Origin of the sequence: Nonomuraea pusilla (assembly GCF_900109355.1) — a bacterium.
GTDB classification, from domain to species: domain Bacteria; phylum Actinomycetota; class Actinomycetes; order Streptosporangiales; family Streptosporangiaceae; genus Nonomuraea; species Nonomuraea pusilla.
In genome coordinates, this window is the sequence record NZ_FOBF01000001.1 from 270,987 (window position 1) to 296,711 (window position 25,725).

Consider the following 25,725-nt stretch of genomic DNA (forward strand, 5'->3'; position numbering starts at 1 on the left):
CGGGGGAGGAGATGAGCACCCTACTATGAGCAAAGCGGCAGCCAGCGTGAGCGAGGCCATTGATCGTGTTTTCATTCGTCAGCCTCGGGATAAGAATGGGCTGGTGGCCTGAATCCACTTTGAACGGCGTTGTCTGTGTCGTGAAATATACGTGACGCCTTGGAGTGCTGTAACCATTCCAAATACGCATATTCTTGTGTGGCGTTCATGGCACTTCGTGGGATGAGCTGTCCTGTGGCCGATAGAAAATCTCCAGGCGATCCCTTGGCGTAGTTCTCGAAGGCATGTGGATGTGTGCTTCCGGGAGACGATTCATCTCCAAACAGCCCATGTCGCATCATCGCGCCAGCCGTCAGGTCTTTGAAGAGGTTCTGGCTCTCGATAAGGGTGCTCTCGGCGATCTCGCGCGCCTTCTTGCCGTCCTCGAACTTGATCCGGTCGCCCATGTTGCTCTCGATCCACTCGTATCCGGCTACTGTCGCATCACCCGCCGGTGTCAGCACAAGTTTCAAAGTGCTCGCCAACGCGTCCTTGAACGCCTCGCGCGCCTTGTCCTTCCTGTCTGCCTCTTTGATGTCGGCCAGGTTTCCGGCGTCAACGACGAGGTGAAGCGACTGGCTGAGAGCGAGTACCTTGGCCTTGAACTCCTCAGCGCCACCGCTGGTCATGCTATCTTCTAGAATCTTCTGACGTTGTGCCGAAATTTCGGTCTTCGTGGCGCCCGGGTTTTCGTGGATCCACTTCCGTAGTGCCTGATCGTTTGCGGCCTTGATTTCGGCCGCTTGGGCGTCGAGAACCATCAGGCTGTATCTTCCCTGCGCCTCGACGACTGTCTTGAGCGCCTCAGGGTCCGTGAATGCCCACGTCATCATGTTTTTCATGGTGGCGGCTTCGAACAGTGCGCCGTACGGTTGCTTGCCGGCCAGGTTGGGGTCCGGATCTGCCAAGGGAGTGACGCCCATGGTTTCCTTACCCGTGTTCCCAGGGACACGCTGGACATCGCTGATATAGGCCGCGAGTACCCTAGCAGCGCTCTGGCGCGTGTCGGGGAGAACCCACTGAGCCTTCGGATCTGACCAGAAGTGGACGGCCCAGGATGCGATCAGGGCTGACTTGTAGCCGCGAGAAGTTTCCGGAGGCTGGGTGTTGTCCCGGTATGTCATGGTGGCCGCTTCGATTGCGCGACCGAGGTCTCGGCTGCCGCCGGCCCAGTTGTTCTGTCGCATGAGGAAGGCGAGCGGCTTGCGTGCCGGGTCGGCGAAGAAGTCCTGCGCGACGCGGGGGTTGTTAGCCAGGGCTGCGGCCAGTCCGGAGCGGAAGGTGATGATGTCTGTCTGGTTCGCTCGATCCTGTTGCGCGTTGTCGTAGACCTTTCTCGCCAGGTCGAGGAGGAAGGCGTCGTCGAAGGTCCCGTGTCTCAGCAGGTCGTTGACGATACGGCTGTGCCGCGCATCCTCGTTGGCGATGAGCTGATCGACGTAGTCCTTGGGCAGTTTCATGTCGCCGACGCCCCGGGATGCGGTTCCCAAGATGGATCCAACGGCCTTCATCAGCCGGCCGACATCCGTTGTGGCGTCATGATCCTGGTTGCTGTCTTGAGCACGATCGAGGTCCGTCAGGAGCGCCTTGAGTTCCTTTGGCGGCATCTCCTTGGCGAATGCGACGGCGAAGTATGGGTCGTTTCGATGCTTCTCCAGCTCGTCCAGGGTCTTGTCGCTGAGGGGTCGCTGCAGGAACGGGAAGTTCTGCCGAGCTTGGCGTAGTTCGTCGGCGACCGTCTTAGCGGCAGCCGCACCGCCGGCCGGTGTGTACGAGACCCACAGGGACTCGTCCGCCCAGATGACGCCCTTGTCGAGGCTGATCTTCTGGGTGGCGATGATGAGGTCCAGGCGCCGTTGCAGGTCGGGGACGCGCTCTGCGATCTGCGCGCCGATGTCCTTCAGCAGGCCTGGCCCGGACATACTCGTGCCGACCGCCTGCAACGCGCTGTTGATCCGGGCGTCGACCTCTGCCCACGACTGCTGTAGGCGTTTGATCTCGTTGATGAGCTGGGTCATCAGGGTCGGGTCGATGCCGATGCAGGTTGGAGGTGGGCTCATCGGTAGGGCGTCCCGGATGTCTGCGAGGGTAATCGGCCAGGTCCCAGCCCCAGCGGATCAGAGCGTTGCTCCGCGGTCTCCGGCTGTGCGGGCATGGATTCGACCAGCGCCAATGCCCGGCGGAAGACGCCCTTGTAGGCCGCTTCCCAAGCGTGGCAGTCGGCGATCAGCTTGTCGGCGGCCTTGCCTTTCATCGCCCCGCTTTCGAGTAGGCCGATGAGCCTTCGCACGTCGGAGGCGTGCTGGTCGTGTAGCTGCTCGATCGTGCGCCGGGCAGCGTTGATCTGTTCCTGTGTCGCCATCGTCGCCGAGACCCTCTGGATCGTTGAGGACGACTGTCTGTGGAATCAATGTGACGATAAGCGGCGATCTGGGGCCCGTCGAGCAGAACTGCCAAAGCGGCATGGGCTCACTCGTGCGCTTGCCGGATGATGGCGATGGCTTCAGCGATGTCCGAAACGGTGTGGTCGGCCTTATGGCGGTGGCCTGGCCAGGTTCCGCGGTTGATCCAGATAGCGCGCAGGCCGGCCGCCTGTGCTCCCTCGACGTCCGCGACGAGGTTGTCCCCGACCATCCAGCCACCCTCGGCGGGGGTGGCGCCGCATCGCTGGACAGCGAGGTGGAACAGACGGCTGTCGGGCTTGCGGACGCCCTCGACGCCGGACACCGCGTAGCCGTCCACGGCGTCGGCGAGGCCGGTGTGGCGGAGCTTCCCGAGCTGGTTGTCGGCTGTGCCGTTGGTGACGATGCCTACACGCCACCCCGACGCGCGCAGCTCGGCCAGTCCATCCATGACACCCGGGTAGCACCGTACGAGGTGCGGCATCCGTCGGCGGTAGGCCGCCCACAGTTCCTCGGTCGTCTCGGGCAGGCGGAAGTGCTCGCGCACCTTGCCAAAGAAGACGTCCCTGTGCGGGTGGCCTGCTCGATCCAAGTTTGCCAACCAGTCGGCGCCCTCGTGGCCCAGCCGGTGCTGCTCGGCGAATTCGTTAGCCCACCGGAGGAAGGCTGCGTCGAGGTCGATAAGAGTCCGGTCGAGATCAAAGAGAGCGAGAGGCTGCACAGCATCACCATAAAGATGCTCGGTAGGCGCTGTAGCTGCTGTCGGGTCTGCCGGGATAAGACCGGTCAGCCAGACGTGGCGGATCACGCGCGGCGGGGCGTTGGGTCCCGACAGGCGGAGTAGCCGGACACCGAGAGTGTCAGGATGCGGCAGGCGACCGCGGCCGGGGTGCCATTGCATCCATCACCGAAGGCTCGGCCATCCTGTGGAAGCGCTGCCGCGCGCACCAACTTGATCATTGGTGAGTGGCCCTCAGTTCCTCCCAATCAGCTGAGTCCCCCATCTCTTGGCTGCTGGCGGATCTGGGCTGTGAACCGACGTCTCTGGCGAGAGATGAAGCGTTCCTCCTCAAGAAGGACAGCGACTGGACGACCAGCTCATGGTCCGCCAACTTGTCACGAATCACCGTATAATCGGCCACAGCTCTCAAGATCATCTCAAACCGCCTCCCATCTGATCGGGCTTCGGGCGGGATCCGGCGATCGAGAAGGGACCCGATGTATGGCGTACTGGTGGGTCAATCAAGGTCATTCGTTCCGTCAGGAGCTAGAGGCTGGGATCCTCTGGGCGCCTACCCGTACCCAGGCCGGTAGACGCCAATCGCACTGGGAAACAATGACGGAGGTGCGTCCAGGCGACACGGTTATCCACTATGCCTCCCAAGTGAGAGCGCTTAGTCTGGTAACAACCGCCGCAATTCCTGCGCGACGCCCTCGGGAAATCCCCGGTCTCTGGAGTGGGGACGGCAGACTTGTGCGGACCGTCTATCGGGAGGCGTTGCAGGTAGTTCGACTATCAAACATTCCCGAAGTCTGGCGCACCGGCCACTCGTCGGATGGACCATTCAAATACGACGGCGGTGTGAAGCAAGGGTATTTATTTAGGGTAGACGATGGCTTTTTCAAGCGGTTCATAGAACGTTATGGTGATCTTTTTTCAGACGCGCCTGTCGTGCTACCCGCTGAGGCGAAAGATGGCGCCGCTGAACTTCTCCGACGGCTACTTGGCCGCGACATTCTAACGGTTCATGGACGGCGTAATCGCATCATTGACGTGCAGTCCTTGCATGTCGTCGTGGTAACGGAACGCTCGCCGAACGGGCAACGAGTGCCAATCGCTGAAGTAGAGGCTGCGCTCGTAACTCTCCGTACCACAGGTCGTGTGGAGATTCATCCGGCCGAGGTTGGACACCGTAGTTCCTTTATCGGAGCAGTCCTGCTCACTCTCCCAGGAGTTGAGCTGGTAGATGGGACGCCGCCAGTCATTGCTGTGCGCTCTCTTACTACCTCTGATGCGCCTGCAGAACGTCAAGAGCCCATCACTTTCGAGGGCGATCTGAGTCGCCCCGTGACTGCCGCGCAGCGCCGTGAACAATCCACCTTACGTCAGCTTCTTTTTGGCTCTGCCACTGTTGCAACATGTGCTCTCTGCGGTGATGCCTACCCGGTCCGCTTTCTAGTCGCCGCACATATCAAGATGCGGAGTCTCTGTACTGACGAAGAACGTCGCGATCTGGTCAATATAGCGATGCCGGCATGTCAGTTCGGTTGTGATGCCCTTTATGAAGCGGGCTATATCTCTGTTGGCCCGGATGGCAGGATTGTGTCGTCTGCGATAGAGGAAAATGGGACGCTTGCTGAGCGTCTTGCGGACCTCGCGGGGCGCCCGTGTCTTTCGTTCTCAGAGAACAGCCGCCGCTACTTCGAGTGGCATTTTTCCACGCGATTTCGCGGCTGACCTGAGGGTAGCTTAAAGCCCTCAAGAGCTCGGGTGGGGTCCGCCTCGGCTCAGCTTGGAGCTTCCGAAAGCCCAGACGCCTGCATCAAGGAGCGCGGGTGTCTGAAAGCCAGCCGGCGGGATCTCTGCTGACTTGGGCCGCCAGATCGCTCTACACTGGCCGACCATGGTGGACTGGATCGAGCGGGTTGCCGAGATCCGGCGCTGGACCAGAGGCGGTGAGCGGGCGCCGCACAAACCGCTCCTCCTCCTGTACGCCCTGGGACGCTTCCAGCAGCACGGCAATCGCCCCATCCCGTTCAGCGCCGCCGAGGCCGAGCTCAGGAAACTGCTCAAGGAATATGGGCCGCCCCGCGATACCAGCCCTGGCTACCCTTTCCACCACCTGACGAACGACGGCCTCTGGCTTGTCGAGACCCGCCATGGCACGGGCAGTCCGGGCCCGGAACTGGGCCGCTTGCGTGACAGTCAGGCTACTGGCCGCCTCCACCCCGACCTGGTCCGCGCCCTGTCGGACGAGCCTGCCCTGTTGGGGCGGATCGCCCGCTACCTGCTGGACGCCAACTTCGCCCCGTCCCTGCATGCAGACCTGTGCATGCTGGCCGGTCTGGACCTGGAGGCGCTCGAAACGACTGGAGAAATCAGGAAGCAGTCGGCTGTACGTCGTGACCCTGGCTTCCGTGACCGGGTGCTGATGGCGTACGAGTACTGCTGCGCATTCTGCTCCTATGACGGCTGGCTGGATGGCGCGGTGGTGGGCCTGGACGCGGCGCACGTGCGCTGGTGGGCCTTCGACGGGCCCGACGACGTGGCGAACGGCCTGTGCCTATGCGCAATCCACCACAAACTGTTCGACAAGGGCGTTCTTGGGCTGACCGCGGAGCACACCATTGCCGTCTCGGCCAGATTCGTCGGCCGCTCGCAGTCTTCCCTCGACATGGTGCTTTCCCTGGCAGGGCAGCCCACCCGAAATCCCCAGCCCGGCATGGACCCTGTCGAAGCGGAACACATCGGCTGGCACAGCCGCCAGGTCTTCCGCACGCCCGCCCGCGGCTGAGGCTCTCGGCTGTTCGGTCCGAAAGCCGCAGTTACGTACGTCGGCGACTCGATGCAGGGGCACTCGCCTACTCCCAGGACCTACCGGCTGGAACACCAGCACGGCTGACACTGAAATGTCGGAGGGGCGGCCTACCATGACGGCCTGATCAACACCCGAAGCGCAGCACGCGGCATGAAGCAGGCGCTTCTGTATGTCTGTCCCGGGTGACCAGCACGGTCCACAGTCGCAAGAGTGCAACAGCCGGCATCACCGGTGGGTGGCTAAAGCTAACCACGGCGCTACTTTTTGTCAGTTTGACAAAAACATAGAGTCTGGCCATGAGCGACGACCGATGGGAGCCGCCCGCCATATTGCTCGCCGTTGACCTGGTGATCCTCACCTTGCGTGATTCGCGGCTGCATGTGCTGCTCGTCGAGCGCGGCATCGAGCCGTACAAGGGCGCACACGCGCTACCGGGCGGCTTTCTGCAGCACTCACAGGAAGGTCTTGTAGCCGCGGCTCATCGGGAGCTGGCGGAGGAGGCCGACCTGGACGTCGAGACCCTTCGGCTGGAGCAGCTAGGCGTCTACGACGACCCTGACCGTGACCCCCGCGGCCGCGTGGTGAGCGTCGCCTTCCTGGCCATCGCCCCAAGGCTGCCCGAGCCGACCGCTGGCACGGACGCCGCCGACGCCGGTTGGCATCCCACCGACCGGGTGCTCTCCGGCGATGTGCGGCTCGCCTTCGATCATCGCCGCATCGTCGCAGACGGCATCGAGCGCGCCCGAGCAAAGCTCGAGCACTCAGCGCTCGCAACGGCCTTCTGCGGGCCGACGTTCACGATCACCGAGCTTCAGGACGTGTACGAGGCGGTGTGGGGCATGCCGCTCGACCCGCGGAACTTCTACCGCAAGATCAAGAAAACCGATGGGTTCATCCTCCCGGCCGGTTCAGCGCGCAAGGCTGCGACCGGGCGACCGGCCCGGCTGTTCAGAGCCGGCCCTCGAGAGGTCCTCTACCCCCCCATGATCCGTCCCGTCGACTCCCCGAACGGAAAGGAGCCGGTGCAGTGAGCCCAGTCGTGATCCTCACAGCCCTAGACGTGGAATACCAGGCGGTCCGCGAGAAACTGGTCGACCTGCGCCCGCACCGGCATCCCCAAGGCACCCGCTTCGAGGTGGGCCGGCTGGCTGCCGGGCGATGCCAGGTAGTCCTGGCACACGTGGGCAAGGGCAACCTTTCCGCTGCGGTGCTGGCCGAACGCGCCATCGCCGAGTTCCGACCGGCGGCTCTCCTCTTTGTGGGCGTCGCCGGGGCACTGCAGGCACACATCGCCCTCGGAGATGTCGTGGTGGCCACGCACATCTACGCCTTCCATGGCGGCACCGACCAAGACGACGGCAGCAAGAGCCGTCCCCGCGTCTGGGAGACCTCGCACGCCGCCGACCAGATCGCCCGGCACCTGCACCGCACAGGTTACTGGGCTAGGGATCTCGACCCGCGCCCGAACGTGCACTTCGGGCCAATCGCCGCGGGGGAGGTGGTTCTGAACTCCCGGCGTTCCAGGCATGCCCACTGGATCGACGATCACTTCAACGACGCACGAGCGATCGAGATGGAAGGCGCCGGCGTGGCGCAGGCCGGCCACTTGAACAGGGCGCTGCCCGTTGTCGTCATCCGGGGAATCAGCGACCGGGCCGACGGCACCAAAGAAGCCACAGACCGCGAACAGTGGCAGCAGCGAGCTGTCGCCAACGCAGCCACCTTTGCCGCGGCTCTGGCCGAGGAGTTGTCCACCGAAGAATCCACGACAAGGAGCACCACCATGCCCGAGACCACCAGGAACATCGCTACGGGGAACGCCCGCGTGGGAGTGCAGGCGGGCACCGTGCACGGCGGGGTTTGGATCACCCCTGAGACGTCCCGGCCGACGAACTTGCCCGAGGCGCTGGCCGATTTCCGTACGCGGCTCTCGCAGGCATGGGCTGATGGACATCTGGACGAGTCGACGTACAAGGCGGCCGAGGCAGAGCTCGTCACGGTCGACCAGGCGCTGGAGACGAAGACGCCGGATCGCAAGAACACGCTGATGCTGGCACTGAAGAAGCTTCGCGGGCTGGTAGGCGACGTGGCCGCACTGGCGGCGGAGCTTACCGTCATCATCGCCCTAGCCCAATCCCTGTCATGACAGATCCAGGGCACCGCATCAAGAACGTGGCCACAGACTCCTACGTGGGAGTTCAGGCAGGGACAGTACACGTCGACACCATCTACATGACGACACCGCAGGATCCACCCGAGATCAAGTTCCGGGCTGGTGTCTCCTTCCTGAAAGGCCGCATGCCGGGACCTGCCCGGCAACTTATCCGCGAGGCCATGGTTGGCTACGCCACCAACGAGGTCTACTTCTTCTGGTTGCTCGCCATGGTGAGCGGCCGGACGCGCCACGAGCTGACCAAAGAGGAGACTGTCCAGCTACGAGACCGGCACGCCATCATGCGGCTCTCGGGCGAGGATCCTTGGCGGGACGGCGTACGCATCATTGACCGTCTTCTGGAGTCGGCGGGTAAGGCTGAGGAGGACATCCGCGTCGTCATCAAAGACCTCGACGCGCTCCGCGAACCGCAACGCAGCCTGATCTTGGAGCACTTGGAGCTGTACCTCGACGGCCCAATCGAAGACCACCTGTGGCGCCGCGCGCTGACGAAGGCGAAGACGGAGCAGATGGCCGGCGAACGAAAGGACCGGATCTGGAAGTTCTTCCATCCGGCGCCGGCGAAGCCCTTGCCCCGAGCCCCACATCCGCCCGATACCCCTATAAGGACTTGGGCCCAAGCTGTGACGGCGACCGCTGTGCTGATCACGGCGACAGCCCACCTCGGCTACCTGATCCTGCAGAGCGGCCGCATTCTCCTCATGCTCGCCTCCGTGCTGAGCATCGCCGGCGGTTACGTCGGCGTACGGAACGCCGTGGACTGGCGCTTCCGCGTCGTACGCCGTCGCGCCAAAGACTGGGAGTACCTGGGGCCTAAGACGAAGGCCGAGAGCGGCAGTTTCGCGAAAAGGGCCGAGCACCGGATCAATTTCTATTTCGCTAAATACCTTCCGCCTGGTGTGGACCGTGACAACTGGCGGGCCGAAACCGCAGGCATCCGCCAGAGCCTGCGTGACGAGATCACAGCGGTCTACGGAGGTACATCAGGGGGCGTCGAGAAGATCGCCTGGCTCATTCGGCATCGCGCAAGCGACGCCAGTGCCCGCCGCAAGAAAGGCACGCTGTGGAGCTATCGCAAGGAACTCGCAACCCCTGGGCGCACGAAGGCTCTGGCAATACTCGGACTCCTAACTCTCGCAAGTGGAGGCGGCTGGGCGATGAGCGGTGCCGTGCTTGTCGAGCCTCTGCGCGCGATGGGCACGATTCTCCTCCTGCTGATCTCCGGTTGGATCGGCACCCGCGCGTGGGTTCACATCGTTCTGGAGCGTCGCCGATACGCCGCAGAGGAGGCTGAAAACATCAGGACCTGGCAGACCGACATGCATGCCCATGCCAGGTGGCGGGAGAGGCTGGCGGACAAGCCGCGGGACGAGGAAATGGCCACCTGGCTGGACTGCGACAGGAAAGTGCTCCTTGAGGAGGCGCTGCGGCATTACAGGCTGACCATGAGTGGTGTCATCGCCCACGCCTTCATCGAGGCTCCCGCTCGGTCAAGCGAACGTGCACGACTGAGTAAGGGGCCGTGGCGGTATAAGAAGTACCAACTCCTGGTCTTCCTCGTCACCCAGGAAGGAGTGCGCCAGCTCACCGTCACGCTCGACTTTTTGAAGGGTACGTTCCACGACCGGCAGCGGCTCAACTACCGCTTCGAAGCGGTCGCCTCCGTACGGGTCAGCCAGGCGGACAACGACGAGCGCACCTTCCAGCTCACCCTCGTCAACGGCGATGAGATCCGCGTCGAGGTGAGTTCAGGGATGGAGGAGCTACAGCAGGGCGAGAAACCTGGCGAGGTGTCCGAGGTGTCGCTGGACGCCGCAGGCCTTCCCCACACCCTCCACGTTCTGGAAGGAATCGCCGCCGAGGGAAAGAAATGGGTCGAACAGCAAGAGCTACGCACCGGAAACCTGTCCGCTGCACTGCACGACCCCGAATAGGTGCTCAAGCACGTCGTGTAGATGCGTCGGGCGTGTGCCCGGCGCGACGAAGCTGGGCCCGTTACTCCTCCGGTATAGAAACCCGGCCCCCCGGCGCCTCGAGGGCTCCGGCGACACTGTCAGCGCCAACTCGGCGGCGCTGTTCCTGACGGCGGAAGATCGGCAGATAACAGCGCCGGTGAGGTGGGTGCGAAGAACTCGCGCATCCAGTCCCATGCGGCATGCCGCTCACTCGGGGCGAGCCTGGCGGCGTCGCTCCTCAACTGCCGGGCGCCCGAGCAGCTTGTCGATGCTGCGGCGTTCGCGCTTGGTGGGACGACCCGCGCCACGAGCACGGACGGCCACCGTCACGGCCTCCTCACGGGGAGGGGGAGGAGGGCTCTTGTCGACGTAGCACTCGGCGGCCGCGGCGGCGCCGACGCGCTTGGTGATGATTCGGGAGACGACCACGATGCGTTCTCGGCCCTCGTGCCGCAGCCGGACCTCGTCACCGACCCGGAGGACCTGCGCGGGCTTGACCCGCACCCCGTTGACCCGGACGTGACCGCCCCGGCAGGCATCAGACGCGATCGAGCGAGTCTTGGTCAGCCGCACCGACCAGATCCAGGCATCCACCCGAGCGCTTAGTTGCTCACCTGCCACTCCGACACTGTACTGAGACCATCGCGCCGCCATCATCCGCGCCCTCCTGGCCCCAAAGGCAAGCGGCGCCGGCAGCCATAGCGGGTTGCCGGAGGCCTGATGCCCCCAGAATTAGGGCCTGGTCTGGAGGAAGGCACTCAAGATCGTCCCCCGTCTGTCCCCTGATCATGGTCCTACGGCTGCACATGGGGGCGCTCGGCGACCTATCAAGGTCCAGTAAGCAAAAGACCTGCGGCTGAGGAGCCGCAGGTCAGAGGCCATAATGCTTGATCTGAAGAGTGCCCCCGGCAGGATTCGAACCTGCGGCACCCGCTTTAGGAGTCCGATGAGCGACAGGGGGCTATCATGCCATCTACCTGCAGTTTTATGACCGACGTCGTGCTTCCTGGCTTTCGCTGGGGACGCATTGGGAACGATCACTGTGTCAACGACTGGATTGAGGCGCCCCACCGACAGTAGGCAATGCTTGAGCGCTTCGCCGGCTGACAGGCCGCCGCGCCGCCTAACGAGCGCGGGTTCCGGTCCGCTGGAAACGCTACGAGTGTCAGACACGGTCGCTCTCGGTGAAAGTCGTGCGCAGGCGCCCTCATACTGGGGGCGAGGGCATGGAACGGGTAGGCCCCATGGTCGTGGGAGTGGTCGGCGTTATCGGAGCATTAACCAATACAGGCCCGCCCTACGCTTAGGCAAGGAGGCTAACCGGTGAATGACTTAGGACAAGCTTGTGGCCGCCCGGCCGGGACCAAAAGTGCAGGTGCTGAGTGACTCCCGCCGCGCCATCGTCACCGTTGCCCAGCGTGACCACGACCCTTAAGCAGTCGAGCGCGCCTCAGCCCACCGCCACTGTGACCATCACAGTGGTTAAGGATCCGGATCCGGTACCTCTCACGGATCATCTGCAGGGCTGGGGCACCGTTGCTGCTGTCATCGCCGCCCTCGTCATCGCGCTCGTCGGCTGGCGCGTGGAAGCACTTCGAAGAGTGGCGGACAAGGAAGCCGGCGACCAAGAGCGTGAGCAGGATCGCGAGGACGCCGACCGGCGTCTGCGCGAAGAACGGGCCACAGCCGACACACGACTACAGCAGCAGCGAGACGAGCAGCGACGACAGGAACGTCGCGACTTCGTCATCCGTCAGCTCCAGGAGATTGGGGATCTCTATGCCCTGACCATCGCCGAGGAACACACGCCGCAAAGCCGAACGGCAAATCAGCGGATGGAGCTGCGTTTGAGGGCACTTCCAGAAACCTACGCATCTCTGCTCAAGCTGAAACTGAATATCGCCAGCGCTGAAGACAGGGAGATGACGCGACGCCTGATGCAGGATTGGGGCATCGCAGACGCGGCTTCGATCGATTCGCGCAGGATTTTCGTGGAACTCATGTTGAACCTTGCCGACGTTCTTGCTCGCGAGGACGTTATTCTGCCGTATGGCGCGGATCGCCAGCGCAACAGCTAACGCCGGAAAATTCCCACATAACGGCTGCCTCTATGCTTCGGATGCGACACATATGCCGTTTTCGTGTCCCTGGCGACTGGTGGCATCCCTTGGGGCAATTGGGCGCCAAAGCAGCTAGTATAGCGGATTCCGATGCCTGTGGAGTGTGCGCGACACTAATGCATCCTCATGATGGTGGCACTACTCGGCTGCCGACGTGGTGACCCAGCCGATTGCCGCTCGTCCCTCTGTCGGCTGCCGCCTTTGCCATCCGTAATTGTCAGTGGGGTCTCCTATGCTGTGGGCCGAGCCCATCAGCTAGACAGCGAAGGATCAGCGCATGGCGTGGGACTTTGATGCGAGGCGACGTCGGTCAACCGGATTCAACCAGACGGCGTGTACACCTGCGCCCGTGTCGAAGCGGTAATCAGGTGCCGAAGCGCAGCGACCAGCAGCGGGCCGGATACCGAGGCGAAGCTTTCGTTGATAAGGCCGTCTCCGATGCCGGCCACGTGTGGAATGACACTCGGCGAGACTTCGCGATCGACGGTCAGATCGAGCTCGTGGCTGCTGACCGCGAGGTCACCGGGGTCGCCGTCCTAGCTCAGGTGAAGGCCACGGAAGTCGGGTTTCCGGGCGAGACGGCGACCGGGTTCAAGTTCCCGTGCAAGGCCGACCACATCGACTACTGGCTCCGACTGGGCCGCCCAGTAGTGCTGATCTGTGTGGACCTTCGTATCCAGGAGGCGTGGTGGAAACGTATCGATACGTGGTTCGCCGACCCCGAGCGCAGGGTGCGGCGCATCGTGCAGTTCGACAAGACTGCGGATCGCTTCGACCCCAACGCCTTCAGCCGGCTGTCGGCCATGGGTGTGCCGGCCGGGGAGCCGCTGCCGCGGCTTGAGGGCAGTGAGCAACTCGTCTCGAACCTGCTCACTGTCGAGGGGTTCGCTCCGCTTATCTATGAGGCATCGACGCCATGCCGCGACCGCGGTGAAGCCTGGGAGCGGATGCGCTCGAACGGCAACAATTTCGAGGGCGGCTTCTACCTGGCAGCTGGGCGGGTCTTCTCACTTTCTCGACTGGATGAAGGCCCGCTGGCCGTGCTGTGCGACGGTCCGGTGAGATCCGTCCCGACCGAGACTTGGGCAAGCACCGAGGATCACGACCTGCAACGGCGCTTCGTATCGCTGCTGAACTTCACGCTGCGTTCGGCGCATCATCAAGAACTGGTCTGGCATCCGAAAAAGAAGGTCGTCTTCATGCAAGCTCCGCCAGACCGCTCCAACCGGAAGATCAAGGGTCGCTATCGGGGCAGCCGCGGACGCAGCTTCTTTACCCCCTACTTCGGTAAGGATGACGAAACTAAGATCAGCTATTGTCGCCATTACGCTGCTGGCCTGTACTTCCGCCGCTGGAGCGAGCAGTGGTATTTGGAGATCAACCCTACCTATCACTTCACCACCGACGGTCGGCGTGACTCGCTGTACGACGCCGAGTACGTCAAAAAGATCAAGCGCATGGAACGCAACAACGCTGTCTATCAACTCGTGCGGGCCTGGGCCGACTACCTGCAAGGTGAGGACACTCTGTTCAGCAGACGGGATGAGCGCATTCGATTCGGCCAGCTGCTGGAGCTGGACTGTGATGCCGCGATCGACGAGATGATCTGGATTCCCCAAGAACCCACTCCTCAGCCGACCGTGAACGGGCTGACCGAGGGGCTGTGGGAGCTGCCGCGATGAAAGCGCACGTCCTGCACGAGCCAGAGTTGGAGTTCCGTGCCGGAAACCGCCACATTGATCCCCGCCACGGCATCAGCGTATTCGGTCCGGCCGACGCTGACTCCCCGTCTGCGCCGCACCAGATCTCAGTCGCCCTGGTCGGTTCTGCTCAGGCGATGGATGGCATACGGAACTGGCTGCAGCGCTGCCAGGGGCCGATCGAGGCCAAGGAGACGAAGCCCGGGCAGGAGAACCTGCACCAACCTTTTCCGGGCTTCAGCCTCGACTCCGAGTTCGGCGCTGAGCTCGTCTTCGACGACGCTCTTATCCGCGAGATCCCAGAACGCCAACTACGGCGCTTGTCCCGCGCCGACGCTGTCTCTGCTACCACCGATGCGGTCGAGATCTACGCGGATGCCGCTCGATCGTTGGCCGAGACCGGGCGCTGCCGCGTCGTGATCTGTGCCCGTCCCGAGGAGCTCAATGACCGTGAAAACCTACGGCTGTCGGCGGATGGCACGGGCGAAAACGAGGAGGAGCCGGAAGAGCGTGAGGCCGGAGGCGATTTCCACGACCTGCTCAAAGCCGCCACGCTCACGCTGCCGGCGCCGCTGCAGTTGATGCGCAGGGAGACCTGGACCGGGATCCCGACTAGGACCGGTGGCCAGGGCGTTCGACTCCTGCAAGACGAAGCCACCAGAGCCTGGAATCTCCATACCGCCCTGTACTACAAGGCTGGAGGGACACCCTGGCGCATGAAGCGCCACAGCTCGGACTTGGCCACCTGCTACATCGGCGTAAGCTTCTACCGCGCTGCGAGCGGCGAGGAGTTGCACACCGCCGTTGCCCAGGTCTTCAACGAGCGCGGTGACGGCGTCGTCGTACGTGGCGGGACCGCGCAGATCTCCAAGAGTGACCGCCAGCCACACTTGGTGCTCTCCGACGCCCGGCGGCTGTTGTTGGACGCCTTGGCCGAATACCGCAGTACTCATGGGCACCAGCCCGCGCGAATCGTTGTGCACAAGACCTCCAGCTTCACGCCGGGAGAAATCGACGGATTCCACGAAGCTGCCGACGAGCGCGATATCGATCATGTAGACATGCTGTGGATCCAGAGGCGCGGGGCCCCGCACCTGTATCGCACGGGACAACTCCCGCCGTTGCGTGGCACCACGGTGCAGTTGGACGCACGTTCGTTGCTGCTGTACACCCGCGGCTCGGTGCCGTATTTCCGCACTTATCCCGGTATGTACGTCCCTCAACCGCTGCTGATCCGGCCTGCGTCACGGGGCACGGATCTGCTGCTCGCTGGCACCGACATCCTTGCCCTGTCCAAGATGAACTGGAACAACGCTCAGCTGGATGAACGTGACCCGCTGACTTTGCGTACTGCCTATCGGGTCGGGTCCATTCTCAAGCATGTGCCGTTCGACGCCCGGATCGCCACCCGCTACGCCTACTACATGTAGAACTGCGTGACGGTGCAGCTGAATCGCCTGAGTGACCGAACGCCTTGGCAGCACACGCCGCATCGTCGCTTCCGTATGTTTTTGTCAGCGGACACACCTATGCTGCTCTGGTGCGTTGCTACCTGGTAGTCGAGTACCACTGTGACCTATCGGCCCTTCACAGAGCACTACACGAGGCGAACGTGGAGGTTGTCACCCCTGAGAGAGCCCTTCAGGCGCCGCCTGCAGACGCGACGGGCTACTGGCTCCCCGATGTTGACTTTGTTGTGGCAGTCTTCCCAGCCCGCTCCGGCTGGGAGACACCATCGGCACTCTTCCTCGACATCGGCGTCGCCATCGGGAAACATATCCCCGTCCTGCTCATTGCGGAACCGCCACGGAAGGTGGACTCGTCGCTGGCGCCGCTGCCTTTGGCGAGGGTCTCTCTCACAAACCAGCCAACGCTTGCTGCCCGAATCAAGCAGTTTATCAGCGTTATCAGTAATGACTTCAGGCCAGTAGGGGAAGATCCGCCAAGGGTAGATCATCATATGCTCGACGCCATTAGTCGCGATCTCGAGGTCCTACGAGAACAGCAGCTTGTATCGGATCAGTCCGCGTACCTGTTTGAGGAGATTGCGTTGCGCTTGTTGCGGGCCGGCGGAGCTGACGTAGAGGCGGGCAATAAGCAAGATATGGGATACGACGCGGCTGGATGGGTTCGTGGCACAGAGACCATCTTCCCCGATCCGCTTTTGTTTGAATTCAAGTTGTTGCGAGAGCCGCGAGTCGCGCAGCAAATCCTTGCTGAGCTGGCGGGCAAAATCGCCAAACGGGGTGCAAGCTTCGGCGTCATAATTTGCTTCTCGATAGATCCTGGTCCCGTTCGATGGCCCGATAGTCCATGGCCATTGCTCATTGGTTTCGAGATCACCGATCTCATACAGTTGCTGCGCGGGCAGACGCTGGCGGCTGTGCTGCGCAACAGACGGAACGCGATTGTACATGGCGGCTCAGTGCTATGAGCTGGATATATCAAGCGCGGATCGCAGCGTATCTTAGGCGGGCAGGCGGTGCAGGCACGAACGAGGGGCGTGGACGTAACTACGAGAACCTACTTGCCTATCTGATATCATCAATTCCCGGGTGTGAGGTGACGCGGAATGCACTGAACCACTACGGCACGGAGGAAGCTGACCTGGCGGTCAGCAACATGCGTCTACAGCAAGGGCTGCCTCTCTTGCCAGAAAATTTCCTCGTCGAATGCAAGAATTGGTCGAAACCTGTCGATAGTACGACTCTTGGATACTTCGTCAATGTCATGGTGGATCGAGGCTGCTCATTAGGAGTCCTTGCTGCAGCTAACGGGATTACTGGCCATCGGCAGCATCGCGATCGCGCCTACGCTATCGGGGCGGCCGCGCTCATCAGGCATATTCGCATCCTGGTTATTACAACAGATGACCTACGCACACTCACGGAACCTGGTGACCTTGCAACGCTGTTGCATAGGCGCAATAGCCAGTTGACGGCGAACGGAACTATCTACTTCGGGCCGTAGCAGATCTCGCTTCTGCAGTGTCGGGCTTTTGTTTGGTGTCACGAGAGAGATTTAGGCAGCCGAACGAACACCTTACGGCAAGAGGTGCAGCGCATCCAGCATCGCGCACGAAGCCTTCGCCAGGTGTCGGCCGCCATTTGGGACCACAAAGTCGACCTAACCAGGACTAGGCCGCTACGGAACGGCTGTCCAGATCCACGGTCTTGAGCCATGCTCGCCACGCAGGCAGGCCAGTCTCAGCAGCACCTCGTCGAGCCGGGCGGGGTTTTCGGCTGCCACCTGGGCGGCCATGCATGTCATGCGGAACTCGCGGGTGTCTCGGAGCGTCTCGAACCCGGCCCATGATGTGACGTCGTGCCCGTATGTGCGAACGAAGATGTCGTAGTCCTTGCTGGTGATTCCGGCGAGGGTGAATGCTTTCACGGCTGTGGAGGTCAGGTCCCATTCGGGTGGGCCGATCGAGCAGCGTTCCAGGTCGAGCAGCACGACTTTGCCGTCGTTAGTGCTCACCACGTTGCCGATCCATGCGTCGCCGTGCACCACTGTCTGTGGCAAGCCCTCGGGCAGTGCTGCATAACGCGTCTTCAACTCAGCCAGGTGGGTGCGCATCCACGCCCGGTCCGCTTCGGTGAGGGTGGTGGCACGGTCGATCCGCTCGGCGAGTCGTACGAACGGGTCCAAGCGGCCGATGTCGAAGTCGGTCGGTGGGGGGAGGTCGTGGAGGCGGCGTAGTGCGGTAGCGACCGTGAGGGCCGTGCCGGGGCGGTGGGGTGGGAGTTCTTGCCACCAGGTGATTGCTCGGTCGTCGACCTCGATGGGTTGGTCGATGTCTGGCCATGTCTGGACGGCGGGTACGTGGTTGGCTCCGAGCCAGCGTGCCACTGCTACTTCGCGTTTTGCGGCGGCGAGCTGGCCGGGGCGGGAGACGCGGGCGACGATGCCGCCGGGGAGTCGGAAGAGGGCGTTTTCGCCGAGTCGCATCAGCTCGGCGCCCGACGGGTCGAGGCCGGCGCGGCGGCTGGCTGCGTCGAGGACGGTCCAGGCGGCTGCCTCGGCGTTGCTGGTCTGGGTCATGTCTGGACGGCCTCCCGGATGCGGTGGCGGAGCAGGGCCACGGGTGTCCGGTTCTTGTGGGGGAGAGAGAACTTGGCGAGTTCCTTCATGTCGTCCTGGGCGCGGCGGGAGCGCACGGTGCCGGCGTCGGTGACGGCTCGCCCTCCGATGGAGGCCGCCTCCTCGGGATCTCCGGTCGCCATGGTGAGGGAGGCCAGTTTGATGCCGCTGATGGCGCGGGAGCGGACGTAAGCCGGGGTGTGGCCGGCCACAGCGTTCGCGAGCCTCGTCGACGCCTCGCCCAGGTACCTGTTGTCGATCGCGTCGCTGGCCGGCTTGCCGGTTGTTGTCCTGTCGAGAATGACCAGGTCGAACAGGGCGTGGCCGGTGTCGCCTGAGTGCTGGGCGGCATCGTAGTACCGCATCCAGGGCTGCTCTTCACCGGGACGGATGTGGTCGTATTCCGTGTCCGCCTCTGCGACGGCCTTCAATGCTTCCTGTGTCCGGCCCAGCTTGGCGAAGGCGCGTGCCTGGGCTCCGCGCAGCATGGCTCGTTCGGCCGGGGTCAGGCGGTCGGCTCGCACCATCGCGAACTCCACCAAGGTCAGCCCGTTGTCGGCGTCGCCGCACCAGATGGACTGTCGCGCCATCGAGGAGAGCACCTTGGCTCGGAGGTGCCAGTCGTTGGCCTCCTCAGCGCAGGTGAGTGCGAGGGCGAACATTCTGCGGGCGTCCTCGTGGGCGTAGGCGTCGAAGGCCATGAACGCAGCGGCGTGGGCAAGCCAGCCGACTGCGGCGTACAGGGGAGCATGCAGCTTGGACGGGCAGCGGGACTGCTTCAGGAGGCCGACCGCGAAACGCAGCTGCCCGACGACGGCCTCGCGCACCAGCCCGCCGCCGTAGGTGTGGTCCCAGGTGGTGAAGACATGGGCGATGTTGCGGAGTTCGGCGATGTCTGATGGCTGGATGACGGACGGTGCCGCGGTGGCCTGGGCAGGTAGGGCCAGCTCGGCGAGGGGGATGGCGGCGGCTGCCCCGAGCGCAGTACGGATGAAGCCTTTGCGATCCACATCTGTCACGGTAACGACCGAATTTGAACGTCGGGATCTGTTGAATCCCAGGTCCCTGTCATGTTCGGCGCCGAGAATGGCGCGGAACGCTTTCCGGTAGTCGGCATTGGGCCAGCGGACTTCGCCGCGTTCCAACTTTCCGATGTACTCCTGAGTCAGGCCGCCCTGCCGGTGATGGTTCTTGAACAACCAGGCGTTGACCAGGTCTGCCAGCTCCTGGCGCGAGGCGTGCTCGCCAGGGTCCGCAGGGGACGGCAATCGCTCTCGCGCCTGCTGCAAGAGCAGATTCGGGTCTGACATTGGCTGCCTCCCTCTGTGCGCATCGTCGCATGGTGGTGCGTCCGCGGCCCCGCCTAACTGACCGAGATCTGACCGCGGTCTGACTCTTGACTGCCTGCCTCGCTGGTGTTCCCGGCTGAGTCGTACGAGTCCAAGGTGGAAGAGAACCATCACCGTACGTGAGGAGCAGAACACGATGCAGGCCCTTAATGCGGCCCTCCGTCCCGCCTTCCAGCAGCCGGCCGAGGCGTCCGTGTTACCGAGGCGCTCGGCGCTGCTCGCTCTTCTCGTGTCGAGCGATGCCGGCCAGACATGGCGGCTGAGTGGCACACTCGACCTGCCCACCGACCGGTACGACGCCGTCGCGCGGCTCTTCCTCATGACCGCGATGAGTACGTCGGCCAATGAGGGCGTCACCCAAGTGGTCTGGCAGGCGCAGGTGTGGGCTGTCGACGAGGGCGAAGCGCCCGCCGCGGACACGCCGCCGGTCGTCTCGCTGCGCAGCGACGGCCAGCTCCCGCAGATGGGCCTCTCACATCAGCTTCCGTCCCCATGACATTTGCCGAGGCTTCATGACCACCGACCCTCCATCCTTTGCGAGCGCCCTGCCGTTCGTCCCGGACGAACTTGGATGGGCGTGGGCCGTCTACCTGCAACACCACGCCGATGGCCAATGGCTCGTGCGTTGGGAATCTGGCAGCCAGCACTTCACTGCCGTATACCTCGGCGAAACGGCCGAGGACGGTGGGTACCGCAAAGCCCTTACTCCTCAAGGGATTTAGGAACGCATCCTCGCGTTCGACCCCCTACGTCCTCTCGTGGATCTGGGTAGCGACCATGTCGACGATGCTGCGGCTTGGCAGCCGCGCATCGGCTCAGCACAGCGTTCCGAGTCACTACGGAGGGCCGGATGATGCGGCCATTCATGACGGGTCTGGAAGCCGGCAACTCTGTACCGATCTGCCCGATGACCTCGCGTGCTACTCCGGTCGCAGGCGGGGGCGTGACGGCGCGTACCTTCGATGAGCCGCCAGGCGGGTGGGGTCGCTGGACGGTCGTGATGTGCAAGCCCGACGCGACGGACCGCAGACTCGTCGAACCGATCCTCGAATGGATCGCTGGCACCGTGACCATCGTCCGGACCCGAGAAGTCATCGTCACCGCCCGGCAGATCCTCGCGCACTACGCCGACATGCTGGAGCTGCGGCATCGCTTCCCGTTCGACGTCCGTGCCGATCTCATCGATCACTACGTCGGCTCCACCGTGACGGTGGCACTCGCGCGCGGGGAGACGAACGACACCGCCCAGCAGGTACGGGACCTGCTCGGTCACTACGACCCGTCTCGCGCTCCGTCCGTAACGATTCGCGGCTTCTACGGCGACGACAGCGCCGAGAAGGCCGCCGCCGACGGGCGGCTCATCCGCAACCTCGTCCACTCCAGCGACAGTCCCGCCGACGCCGCAGCCGACTTCAAGATCTGGTTCGGCGAGCCCTACCGGCACATCCTGCACCAGGAGGCGCATCCTCGATGAGCAACGCCGCCGCGCTGACCAGATTCTCGGCCGGAGAGCTGGAGTGATGGATGCCCTCCAATAGCCCCAGAAGAACCGGGAGGGCGCCTGCCGGTACCCCTCCTCAGCCGCCGGTTCCAGACGAGGACGGGTGGCCATGTCCGGGGCTTGCTCCGCATCCGCCATGCCTGGCCAACGGCAGGACATCGTCCCTCACCTGGACCACGGACACGCCGGCTCAGTCCCGAACGCTCGACTACACGTGTGCATGCCAGCCCATCGTCTACGAGTTACTGGCATGCGGCGGCAGCTATCGAATCCGTCGAACGGAGCGGACGGCACCTCCTCGCGTGATGTACGCCGGCCCATGGCGCCGCAAGGCGGTGGGTGACATCTGGGCGCAGCTCCTCTCGGGCGAGGTGAGCTTATGTCCCTGACGGCCACTGTGAAGCGACACGGAACCCGCTCAGGCCCCGTCGTCCTAGCCTTGAGTCTTGTTGCTGCTCGCGAGGGAGCCCCATGACGCAAGGCAAAGCTCAGCCCACATACGCCATGCTGGCCGACGACCTCCGCCGCCGGATCACCACGGGGGAGTACCCGCCAGGCGGAATGATCCCGTCGGAGGCGGCCTTGATGGCCGAGTTCGGCGTGGCTCGCGGCACTGTCCGCCAGGCGCTCGCGGAGCTGGAGCGCGAGGGCCTGGTCGTCAGCCAGATGGGACGAGGCCGCAGGGTGCACGGCCAAGCCGCGCCGGACGTACAGCCGAGCACCCGCTACGAAGACGTGGCGAACCAGCTCCGCGCCGCCATCAAGGCTGGCGAGTTCGCGCCGGACGTCCGCCTGCCTGGCGAACCTGTCCTGGCGGCAAGGTTCGGCACGGCACGCATAACGGTACGCAAGGCCCTGGAACTGCTTCAGCAGGAGGGCCTGATCGTCGTCATCCCCAGCAAAGGCCGGTTCGTGGCCACCAAGCCACCACCTTCTGATACGAACAGCGAGGGCTAGTTCATGACGGAGTCCCACACCGCGCGAGGCTTCTCTCTGCAGGACGCCCAAAGGGCGCTGACGGCGGCCTGCCAGGAGGCCGGGCTGGACAGCCACGACGCGGTTCCTCTGCGAGTGGGAGAGAACATCCTGTTCCGCCTCGCGTCCGCCCCGGTGGTAGTGAGAATCGCTCGTAGTGTGAATCTCCTCGCCGATGTCCAGAAGGAAGTGGCCATCGGGCGATGGCTGGAAGAGGCCGGCTTCCCCGGCGTGCGGCTCTTCCACGGCTGCCCCCAGGGGTTGGTGCATGAGGGCAGGGTGGTGACGTTCTGGCGCCATGTGGAAAGCGCCGACCAGGCTCCTGGCTTCCAGGACCTGGCGGCGATGCTGCGAGAGCTGCACGCGCTACACAAGCCTGTGGACCTCGTCCTGCCGCTGTTCGATCCTCTGGGCCGTGTAGAGAGCCGCTTGGACGCTGCTCAAGGCGTTCCAGACGAGGACATCGAGTTCCTCCGTGGGCGCCTCAAGGAGCTGTACGCCGAGTACAACGCGTTGGAGTTCGCGTTGCCCGCCGGCCATATCCACGGCGACGCTCATAGAGGCAACCTTCTCCGTCGTACGGACGGAAATGTCATCCTCCTTGATTTCGAGACGTTCAGCTTCGGCCCACGCGAGTGGGATCTCAGCACGGCGGTTGGGATTCCCTTCAGAGGGTTCCAATGGCTGTCACGGGAGGAGTACGCACAGGCTGTGGACGCCTACGGCTTCGACATCACCGAGTGGCCCGGCTTCCACACGTTGCGCCGCATTCGTGAGACGACGATGACGACGTGGCTCATGCAGAACGTCGGCCACAGCCCGGAGATCCGGGCGGAGTTCGATCGGCGCGTGGCGTCGCTACGGCATGACGATCTGCCACGCGCCTGGCGTCCCTTCTGAGTAACCGCATTGAATCGGCTACACGGAGCCTGAGGATGTAGCAGGCGAATCAGTCCGGCGGGCCGCCTATCGTGCTGCGCCTGCTTCCAATCGGGCGCGAACGAGCCTTGTCTCGGCGAATGTCTGAAACTCGCGTACCCGTGGATCGTTCCCATAGCGTGCGAGCTGCTTGGTGAATTCACGTACGTATCGTCGTGTGCGGGCCGACCGCAGGTCGGCCACAGTCGTCACGACCTCCCGCGCCACGGCGAGCCCGTGATCGAGGTCGCCATTGGCCACATGGCTCGTGGCCAGGATGGTACGGACGAAGGACAGGCTGCGGACGTAGAGGCTCTCGGACAGTTCCACACTCTCCAGCACCCGGTCGCGGGCTCGGTGATGCTGGCCCAGATCTCGGAAGCAATGCGCGAACTCCGCCGCCAGCTCCGCCTCGTCGAAGTACTTGAGCCAGACGGGGTCCTCCTCCGGGACGCGCCGCTCGAACCAGCGCTCGGCCTCACCGAGGGCCCGGCTGCATGCGACCTTGTCGCCTTGTGAGGCCAGGGCTCGCGCCTCCATGGCGCTGAAGAGCGCCATGGCTGTCGGTGTGGCCGCACCCATGGCACCCATCTGCGCTGCTCGTGCGAGGTTCACCGCCATGGCGTAGTGCCCGAGGTAGTTCGCCTGGTGACTCATGCCGGCGAGGATGCGTCCGCCGAGCATCCGGTTGCCCGCCTCGCGGGCCAGGTGGAGGGCCTTCGTCATGTACTGCTGGGCGAGGCCGTGCCGGCCGGTGTCGTACGCCATCCAGGCCGTCAAGCGCAGCATGGCCGCCGTCTCCGAGAGGAACTCCTTGCCGAGCGCCGTGTCGGACCTGACGTGCTTGAGAAGCGGCTCCACCTCCATGGCGATGTACTGGACCACCGTGGAGCGGGCGTGCCCGCCGCCGAACCGGTAGTCGAGCTTCGCGAACATCGCCGTCGTCTCCCGTACGGCCTCGACGCTGGAAGCGGTGACCAACCGGCCTTCAGCCAGCGGCTTCGGAGGCGGTACGGGGTTGATCAGCCAGGTGACCATGGAGTCGTTCCAAGAGTCTGCGGAAATGTCGCTCTCCACCACCTGGGGATTGGCCGACAGGTCTCCGGAGACGAGGACGGTCACGTCATCGGCCAGGCAATCGGACTGCTTCAGCGAACTGGTCGTGAACGGCGTCGCCTCGGCGTACATCATGCCGATGTCGCGAACGGTCACTCGCTCGCCCAGCTTGCGCGTGAGGGCCTCGGCGATGAAGTGCGGGGTCAGTCCGCGGGGGTGCATTCCGTCGAGCCAGCGTTTCACCGACACGTGATCGCAGCGAATGTCGGCGCCGTGGCTTGCGGCCACGTCCTGCACCCGTCGCGCCAGGGCCTTGTTGGAGCATGCGGCTCTCGCCATGACCGCTGCGAGCTGGTGGTTCGGCTCTCGGAGCTTCATGGCCCTCCCGTCGCGCAACGGGTTCGCAACCCTATGTGATCAAACTGTCGCGGACAGTTTGCACCCCCTCCAGGCCGCAGTGCACCCCCCTTCGCTCAATTGCACCGTCTTTTGAACGCTGCCGTACCCCCTGACCTGCGCGGTTTTCTGGTGCCACGAACACGGCGGGCCCCGAAAGGACCTTGACGGACCCGCCAAGCCTGTTCTATACCTGTACAGGACAGCTTCTCGTGAGAGGGGCTGTCACCAGGAGAGACAGGCTCCGCGACGACCAGAAGGGATCACGCCCGATGCCTGCTCTCCGACCCCGCCGTTTCCTGCCCACGGTGCTGATGATCCTCGCGGCCTTCTTCGTGGTCACTCAGCCGCACAAGGCCGCGGTCGCCGTCAACACCGGCGTGGACGCCGTACAGAAGATCGTCCAAGCCCTGACCGTCTTCAGCAACGGTCTCGGCTGAACCACACCAAACGGAAGAAGCCGGGGCGCGGCCCAAAGTCGCCAAACCTGATCCGCGCCCCGGCACCCCTTAGAAGAGGTGTCTCAACTATGACCCACGGGTCCAGCAACACACAGCCCACGTCCGACCTCGACCTGCCCATGCACACCGTGACCTGGTCCTCTGTCCAGTGGACCTGCCTCGTGTGCGGTGGCGCCGAGGAGATCGACCCGGAGGAGGAGGCTCCCACTCCGCCGATCTGCCCGTCCTGCCACCGACTCGCCGTCGCCGAGGCCCTCGCGACCCTGCTGGGGGTGCGTCGATGAGTGAGCCGGCCGCCGGCGTCCTGAGCGACGAGGAACTGTCCGACCTCCGAGACGACCTGCTGAACGCCGACCCGGCCTGCGAGAGCGGCGACGCCGAACTCTTCACCGGTCCCGACCTGTTCGAGTCCGAGCCGGACGATGTCCGGGAGGCGCGCGAGGCGAAGGCCAAGGCCCTGTGCGCCGAGTGCCCGGCCCGCGCGGCCTGCCTGGCGTACGCGCTGGCCGTGGCGCCCGAGGCCGGCATCTGGGCGGGCCTGACCGTCGAGGAGCTCCGGGACCTGGGGGAGGTGGCCGCCTGATGGCTCGCTTCCAGTGCGCCGACTGCGGCAGGCGCTCCCGTAGCGCGTTCGGGTGCCGTGGGTGCGGTGTCCGCCGCCAGGTCGAGGTCTGTACGGCTCACGGCACGCGATGCCTGCCCGGCTGCCCCATGTGCCGCATCCTCGCCCGCTCACAGTCGGGCATCTGAAGGGAGGTCACATGAACGCCATTCACCTGTCGCCGTGGCCGGGCACCTGCTGTCCGCGCTGCAGCACGCAGCTCGACGGCGGCCCCGTCCAGTTCTACTGCGCACCGTGCCGCCGCACGGTGTTCGCCGCCGACCTCGACCACGAGACCCACGCCCCGCTCAGGAGAACCCTGTGATTACTGTCCTGATCTACCTGGTGGTGTTCGCCGCCGGCTTCGTGTCCTGCGATCTCGTACGGATCGCGCAGGAGCGCTTCCGAATCCGCCAGGCCGTACGCTTCACCGTCACTGCCGCCGGATCGCCTGACA

At 64.0% G+C, this 25,725-nt stretch carries 25 protein-coding genes; 18 read left to right on the forward strand and 7 right to left on the reverse strand.

The window, feature by feature from the left end; all coding sequences use genetic code 11:
- Window positions 1-71 precede the first annotated feature (71 nt).
- The 3 genes from BMX74_RS01130 to BMX74_RS01140 all read right to left on the reverse strand — a co-directional run bounded on the left by BMX74_RS01130 (window position 72) and on the right by BMX74_RS01140 (window position 3,162).
- Entirely contained in the window at window positions 72-2,057 is a 1,986-nt protein-coding gene (locus tag BMX74_RS01130; protein WP_143078516.1) for a hypothetical protein, read from the reverse strand.
- Window positions 2,058-2,095: 38 nt separating this feature from the next.
- Window positions 2,096-2,401, reverse strand: coding sequence for a hypothetical protein (locus tag BMX74_RS01135; protein WP_091097619.1), 306 nt, complete (start codon window positions 2,399-2,401; stop codon window positions 2,096-2,098).
- 107 nt (window positions 2,402-2,508) lie between these two features.
- Window positions 2,509-3,162, reverse strand: coding sequence for an HAD family hydrolase (locus BMX74_RS01140; RefSeq protein WP_091097621.1), 654 nt, complete (start codon window positions 3,160-3,162; stop codon window positions 2,509-2,511).
- A 753-nt stretch (window positions 3,163-3,915) separates the two neighbouring features.
- Between BMX74_RS01140 and BMX74_RS42745 the strand changes: the two genes are divergently transcribed.
- The 5 genes from BMX74_RS42745 to BMX74_RS01160 all read left to right on the forward strand — a co-directional run bounded on the left by BMX74_RS42745 (window position 3,916) and on the right by BMX74_RS01160 (window position 10,087).
- Entirely contained in the window at window positions 3,916-4,899 is a 984-nt protein-coding gene (locus BMX74_RS42745) for a hypothetical protein (RefSeq protein WP_143078517.1), read from the forward strand.
- Window positions 4,900-5,068: 169 nt separating this feature from the next.
- The gene (locus tag BMX74_RS01145) at window positions 5,069-5,956 is read left to right on the forward strand and encodes a phosphorothioated DNA-binding restriction endonuclease (RefSeq protein ID WP_091098037.1); all 888 of its coding nucleotides are present in this window, start codon (window positions 5,069-5,071) and stop codon (window positions 5,954-5,956) included.
- A gap of 320 nt (window positions 5,957-6,276) precedes the next feature.
- Window positions 6,277-7,011 (forward strand): NUDIX hydrolase, encoded by a 735-nt coding sequence (locus BMX74_RS01150; RefSeq protein ID WP_091097624.1) that lies wholly within the window; start codon window positions 6,277-6,279, stop codon window positions 7,009-7,011.
- A complete protein-coding gene (locus BMX74_RS01155; protein WP_091097625.1) occupies window positions 7,008-8,126 on the forward strand; it encodes a 5'-methylthioadenosine/S-adenosylhomocysteine nucleosidase family protein in 1,119 nt (372 codons plus the stop codon). Before BMX74_RS01150 ends, BMX74_RS01155 begins: the two co-directional genes overlap by 4 nt.
- Window positions 8,123-10,087: a hypothetical protein gene (locus BMX74_RS01160; protein ID WP_143078518.1), complete on the forward strand. Its 1,965-nt coding sequence runs from the start codon at window positions 8,123-8,125 to the stop codon at window positions 10,085-10,087. Before BMX74_RS01155 ends, BMX74_RS01160 begins: the two co-directional genes overlap by 4 nt.
- 228 nt (window positions 10,088-10,315) lie before the next feature.
- On the opposite strand, the gene BMX74_RS01165 is transcribed toward BMX74_RS01160, so the two are convergent.
- The gene (locus tag BMX74_RS01165) at window positions 10,316-10,729 is read right to left on the reverse strand and encodes an RNA-binding S4 domain-containing protein (protein ID WP_256256718.1); all 414 of its coding nucleotides are present in this window, start codon (window positions 10,727-10,729) and stop codon (window positions 10,316-10,318) included.
- A 797-nt stretch (window positions 10,730-11,526) separates the two neighbouring features.
- On the opposite strand from BMX74_RS01165, the gene BMX74_RS01170 reads away from it, so the two are divergent.
- From BMX74_RS01170 to BMX74_RS46555, 5 genes are all read left to right on the forward strand, one after another.
- A complete protein-coding gene (locus tag BMX74_RS01170) occupies window positions 11,527-12,186 on the forward strand; it encodes a hypothetical protein (protein ID WP_143078519.1) in 660 nt (219 codons plus the stop codon).
- A 410-nt stretch (window positions 12,187-12,596) separates the two neighbouring features.
- Window positions 12,597-13,910, forward strand: a complete 1,314-nt coding sequence (locus tag BMX74_RS01175) for a DUF4365 domain-containing protein (RefSeq protein WP_177227143.1) — start codon at window positions 12,597-12,599, stop codon at window positions 13,908-13,910.
- The gene (locus tag BMX74_RS01180; protein ID WP_091097633.1) at window positions 13,907-15,358 is read left to right on the forward strand and encodes an argonaute/piwi family protein; all 1,452 of its coding nucleotides are present in this window, start codon (window positions 13,907-13,909) and stop codon (window positions 15,356-15,358) included. Before BMX74_RS01175 ends, BMX74_RS01180 begins: the two co-directional genes overlap by 4 nt.
- A 182-nt stretch (window positions 15,359-15,540) precedes the next feature.
- The gene (locus tag BMX74_RS43690) at window positions 15,541-16,362 is read left to right on the forward strand and encodes a hypothetical protein (RefSeq protein ID WP_177227145.1); all 822 of its coding nucleotides are present in this window, start codon (window positions 15,541-15,543) and stop codon (window positions 16,360-16,362) included.
- Window positions 16,359-16,898: a restriction endonuclease gene (locus tag BMX74_RS46555; RefSeq protein WP_177227147.1), complete on the forward strand. Its 540-nt coding sequence runs from the start codon at window positions 16,359-16,361 to the stop codon at window positions 16,896-16,898. Before BMX74_RS43690 ends, BMX74_RS46555 begins: the two co-directional genes overlap by 4 nt.
- Before the next feature lie 174 nt (window positions 16,899-17,072).
- Here the strand turns inward: BMX74_RS46555 and BMX74_RS01185 are convergent, their stop codons facing one another.
- Both BMX74_RS01185 and BMX74_RS01190 read right to left on the reverse strand, forming a co-directional pair.
- On the reverse strand, window positions 17,073-17,972 hold the full coding sequence (locus tag BMX74_RS01185) for a phosphotransferase family protein (RefSeq protein ID WP_091097636.1): 900 nt from the start codon (window positions 17,970-17,972) through the stop codon (window positions 17,073-17,075).
- Window positions 17,969-19,321 (reverse strand): NsdA family TPR-like regulatory protein, encoded by a 1,353-nt coding sequence (locus tag BMX74_RS01190; RefSeq protein WP_218153838.1) that lies wholly within the window; start codon window positions 19,319-19,321, stop codon window positions 17,969-17,971. Before BMX74_RS01190 ends, BMX74_RS01185 begins: the two co-directional genes overlap by 4 nt.
- Before the next feature lie 175 nt (window positions 19,322-19,496).
- Between BMX74_RS01190 and BMX74_RS01195 the strand changes: the two genes are divergently transcribed.
- From BMX74_RS01195 to BMX74_RS01210, 4 genes are all read left to right on the forward strand, one after another.
- Window positions 19,497-19,856 (forward strand): hypothetical protein, encoded by a 360-nt coding sequence (locus BMX74_RS01195; RefSeq protein WP_091097639.1) that lies wholly within the window; start codon window positions 19,497-19,499, stop codon window positions 19,854-19,856.
- A 369-nt stretch (window positions 19,857-20,225) separates the two neighbouring features.
- A complete protein-coding gene (locus BMX74_RS01200; RefSeq protein WP_256256719.1) occupies window positions 20,226-20,834 on the forward strand; it encodes a nucleoside-diphosphate kinase in 609 nt (202 codons plus the stop codon).
- A gap of 531 nt (window positions 20,835-21,365) precedes the next feature.
- Window positions 21,366-21,818 carry a GntR family transcriptional regulator gene (locus BMX74_RS01205; RefSeq protein WP_256256720.1) on the forward strand — a complete coding sequence of 151 codons (453 nt, stop codon included), beginning with the start codon at window positions 21,366-21,368 and terminating at the stop codon, window positions 21,816-21,818.
- Between the two features lie 3 nt (window positions 21,819-21,821).
- A complete protein-coding gene (locus BMX74_RS01210; protein WP_091097645.1) occupies window positions 21,822-22,736 on the forward strand; it encodes a phosphotransferase enzyme family protein in 915 nt (304 codons plus the stop codon).
- A gap of 66 nt (window positions 22,737-22,802) precedes the next feature.
- Here BMX74_RS01210 and BMX74_RS01215 read toward each other — a convergent pair whose 3' ends face one another.
- Window positions 22,803-24,188, reverse strand: coding sequence for an NsdA family TPR-like regulatory protein (locus BMX74_RS01215; RefSeq protein WP_091097647.1), 1,386 nt, complete (start codon window positions 24,186-24,188; stop codon window positions 22,803-22,805).
- 290 nt (window positions 24,189-24,478) lie between these two features.
- Here BMX74_RS01215 and BMX74_RS43695 point away from each other — a divergent pair, with 290 nt between their 5' ends.
- The 4 genes from BMX74_RS43695 (at window position 24,479) to BMX74_RS43700 (ending at window position 25,593) form a co-directional block, all read left to right on the forward strand.
- A complete protein-coding gene (locus BMX74_RS43695; protein WP_177227148.1) occupies window positions 24,479-24,646 on the forward strand; it encodes a hypothetical protein in 168 nt (55 codons plus the stop codon).
- 89 nt (window positions 24,647-24,735) lie between these two features.
- Window positions 24,736-24,951, forward strand: a complete 216-nt coding sequence (locus BMX74_RS01220; RefSeq protein ID WP_091097650.1) for a hypothetical protein — start codon at window positions 24,736-24,738, stop codon at window positions 24,949-24,951.
- On the forward strand, window positions 24,948-25,250 hold the full coding sequence (locus BMX74_RS01225) for a WhiB family transcriptional regulator (RefSeq protein WP_091097652.1): 303 nt from the start codon (window positions 24,948-24,950) through the stop codon (window positions 25,248-25,250). The genes BMX74_RS01220 and BMX74_RS01225 overlap by 4 nt, the downstream gene beginning before the upstream one ends.
- Before the next feature lie 178 nt (window positions 25,251-25,428).
- Window positions 25,429-25,593: a hypothetical protein gene (locus BMX74_RS43700; protein WP_177227150.1), complete on the forward strand. Its 165-nt coding sequence runs from the start codon at window positions 25,429-25,431 to the stop codon at window positions 25,591-25,593.
- Window positions 25,594-25,725 lie beyond the last annotated feature (132 nt).

Excerpts from the sequence above, each read along its gene's own strand:
- BMX74_RS01160 (WP_143078518.1), top strand. The coding sequence starts at position 8,123 with ATGACAGATCCAGGGCACCGCATCAAGAACGTGGCCACAGACTCCTAC.
- BMX74_RS43695 (WP_177227148.1), top strand. The coding sequence starts at position 24,479 with ATGCCTGCTCTCCGACCCCGCCGTTTCCTGCCCACGGTGCTGATGATC.
- BMX74_RS46555 (WP_177227147.1), top strand. The coding sequence starts at position 16,359 with ATGAGCTGGATATATCAAGCGCGGATCGCAGCGTATCTTAGGCGGGCA.
- BMX74_RS01180 (WP_091097633.1), top strand. The coding sequence starts at position 13,907 with ATGAAAGCGCACGTCCTGCACGAGCCAGAGTTGGAGTTCCGTGCCGGA.
- BMX74_RS01220 (WP_091097650.1), top strand. The coding sequence starts at position 24,736 with ATGACCCACGGGTCCAGCAACACACAGCCCACGTCCGACCTCGACCTG.
- BMX74_RS01190 (WP_218153838.1), bottom strand. The coding sequence starts at position 19,321 with ATGTCAGACCCGAATCTGCTCTTGCAGCAGGCGCGAGAGCGATTGCCG.
- BMX74_RS01215 (WP_091097647.1), bottom strand. The coding sequence starts at position 24,188 with ATGAAGCTCCGAGAGCCGAACCACCAGCTCGCAGCGGTCATGGCGAGA.
- BMX74_RS01130 (WP_143078516.1), bottom strand. The coding sequence starts at position 2,057 with ATGACCCAGCTCATCAACGAGATCAAACGCCTACAGCAGTCGTGGGCA.
- BMX74_RS43700 (WP_177227150.1), top strand. The coding sequence starts at position 25,429 with ATGAACGCCATTCACCTGTCGCCGTGGCCGGGCACCTGCTGTCCGCGC.
- BMX74_RS01210 (WP_091097645.1), top strand. The coding sequence starts at position 21,822 with ATGACGGAGTCCCACACCGCGCGAGGCTTCTCTCTGCAGGACGCCCAA.
- BMX74_RS01195 (WP_091097639.1), top strand. The coding sequence starts at position 19,497 with ATGCAGGCCCTTAATGCGGCCCTCCGTCCCGCCTTCCAGCAGCCGGCC.
- BMX74_RS01205 (WP_256256720.1), top strand. The coding sequence starts at position 21,366 with ATGCTGGCCGACGACCTCCGCCGCCGGATCACCACGGGGGAGTACCCG.
- BMX74_RS01200 (WP_256256719.1), top strand. The coding sequence starts at position 20,226 with ATGACGGGTCTGGAAGCCGGCAACTCTGTACCGATCTGCCCGATGACC.
- BMX74_RS01225 (WP_091097652.1), top strand. The coding sequence starts at position 24,948 with ATGAGTGAGCCGGCCGCCGGCGTCCTGAGCGACGAGGAACTGTCCGAC.
- BMX74_RS01135 (WP_091097619.1), bottom strand. The coding sequence starts at position 2,401 with ATGGCGACACAGGAACAGATCAACGCTGCCCGGCGCACGATCGAGCAG.
- BMX74_RS01150 (WP_091097624.1), top strand. The coding sequence starts at position 6,277 with ATGAGCGACGACCGATGGGAGCCGCCCGCCATATTGCTCGCCGTTGAC.
- BMX74_RS01185 (WP_091097636.1), bottom strand. The coding sequence starts at position 17,972 with ATGACCCAGACCAGCAACGCCGAGGCAGCCGCCTGGACCGTCCTCGAC.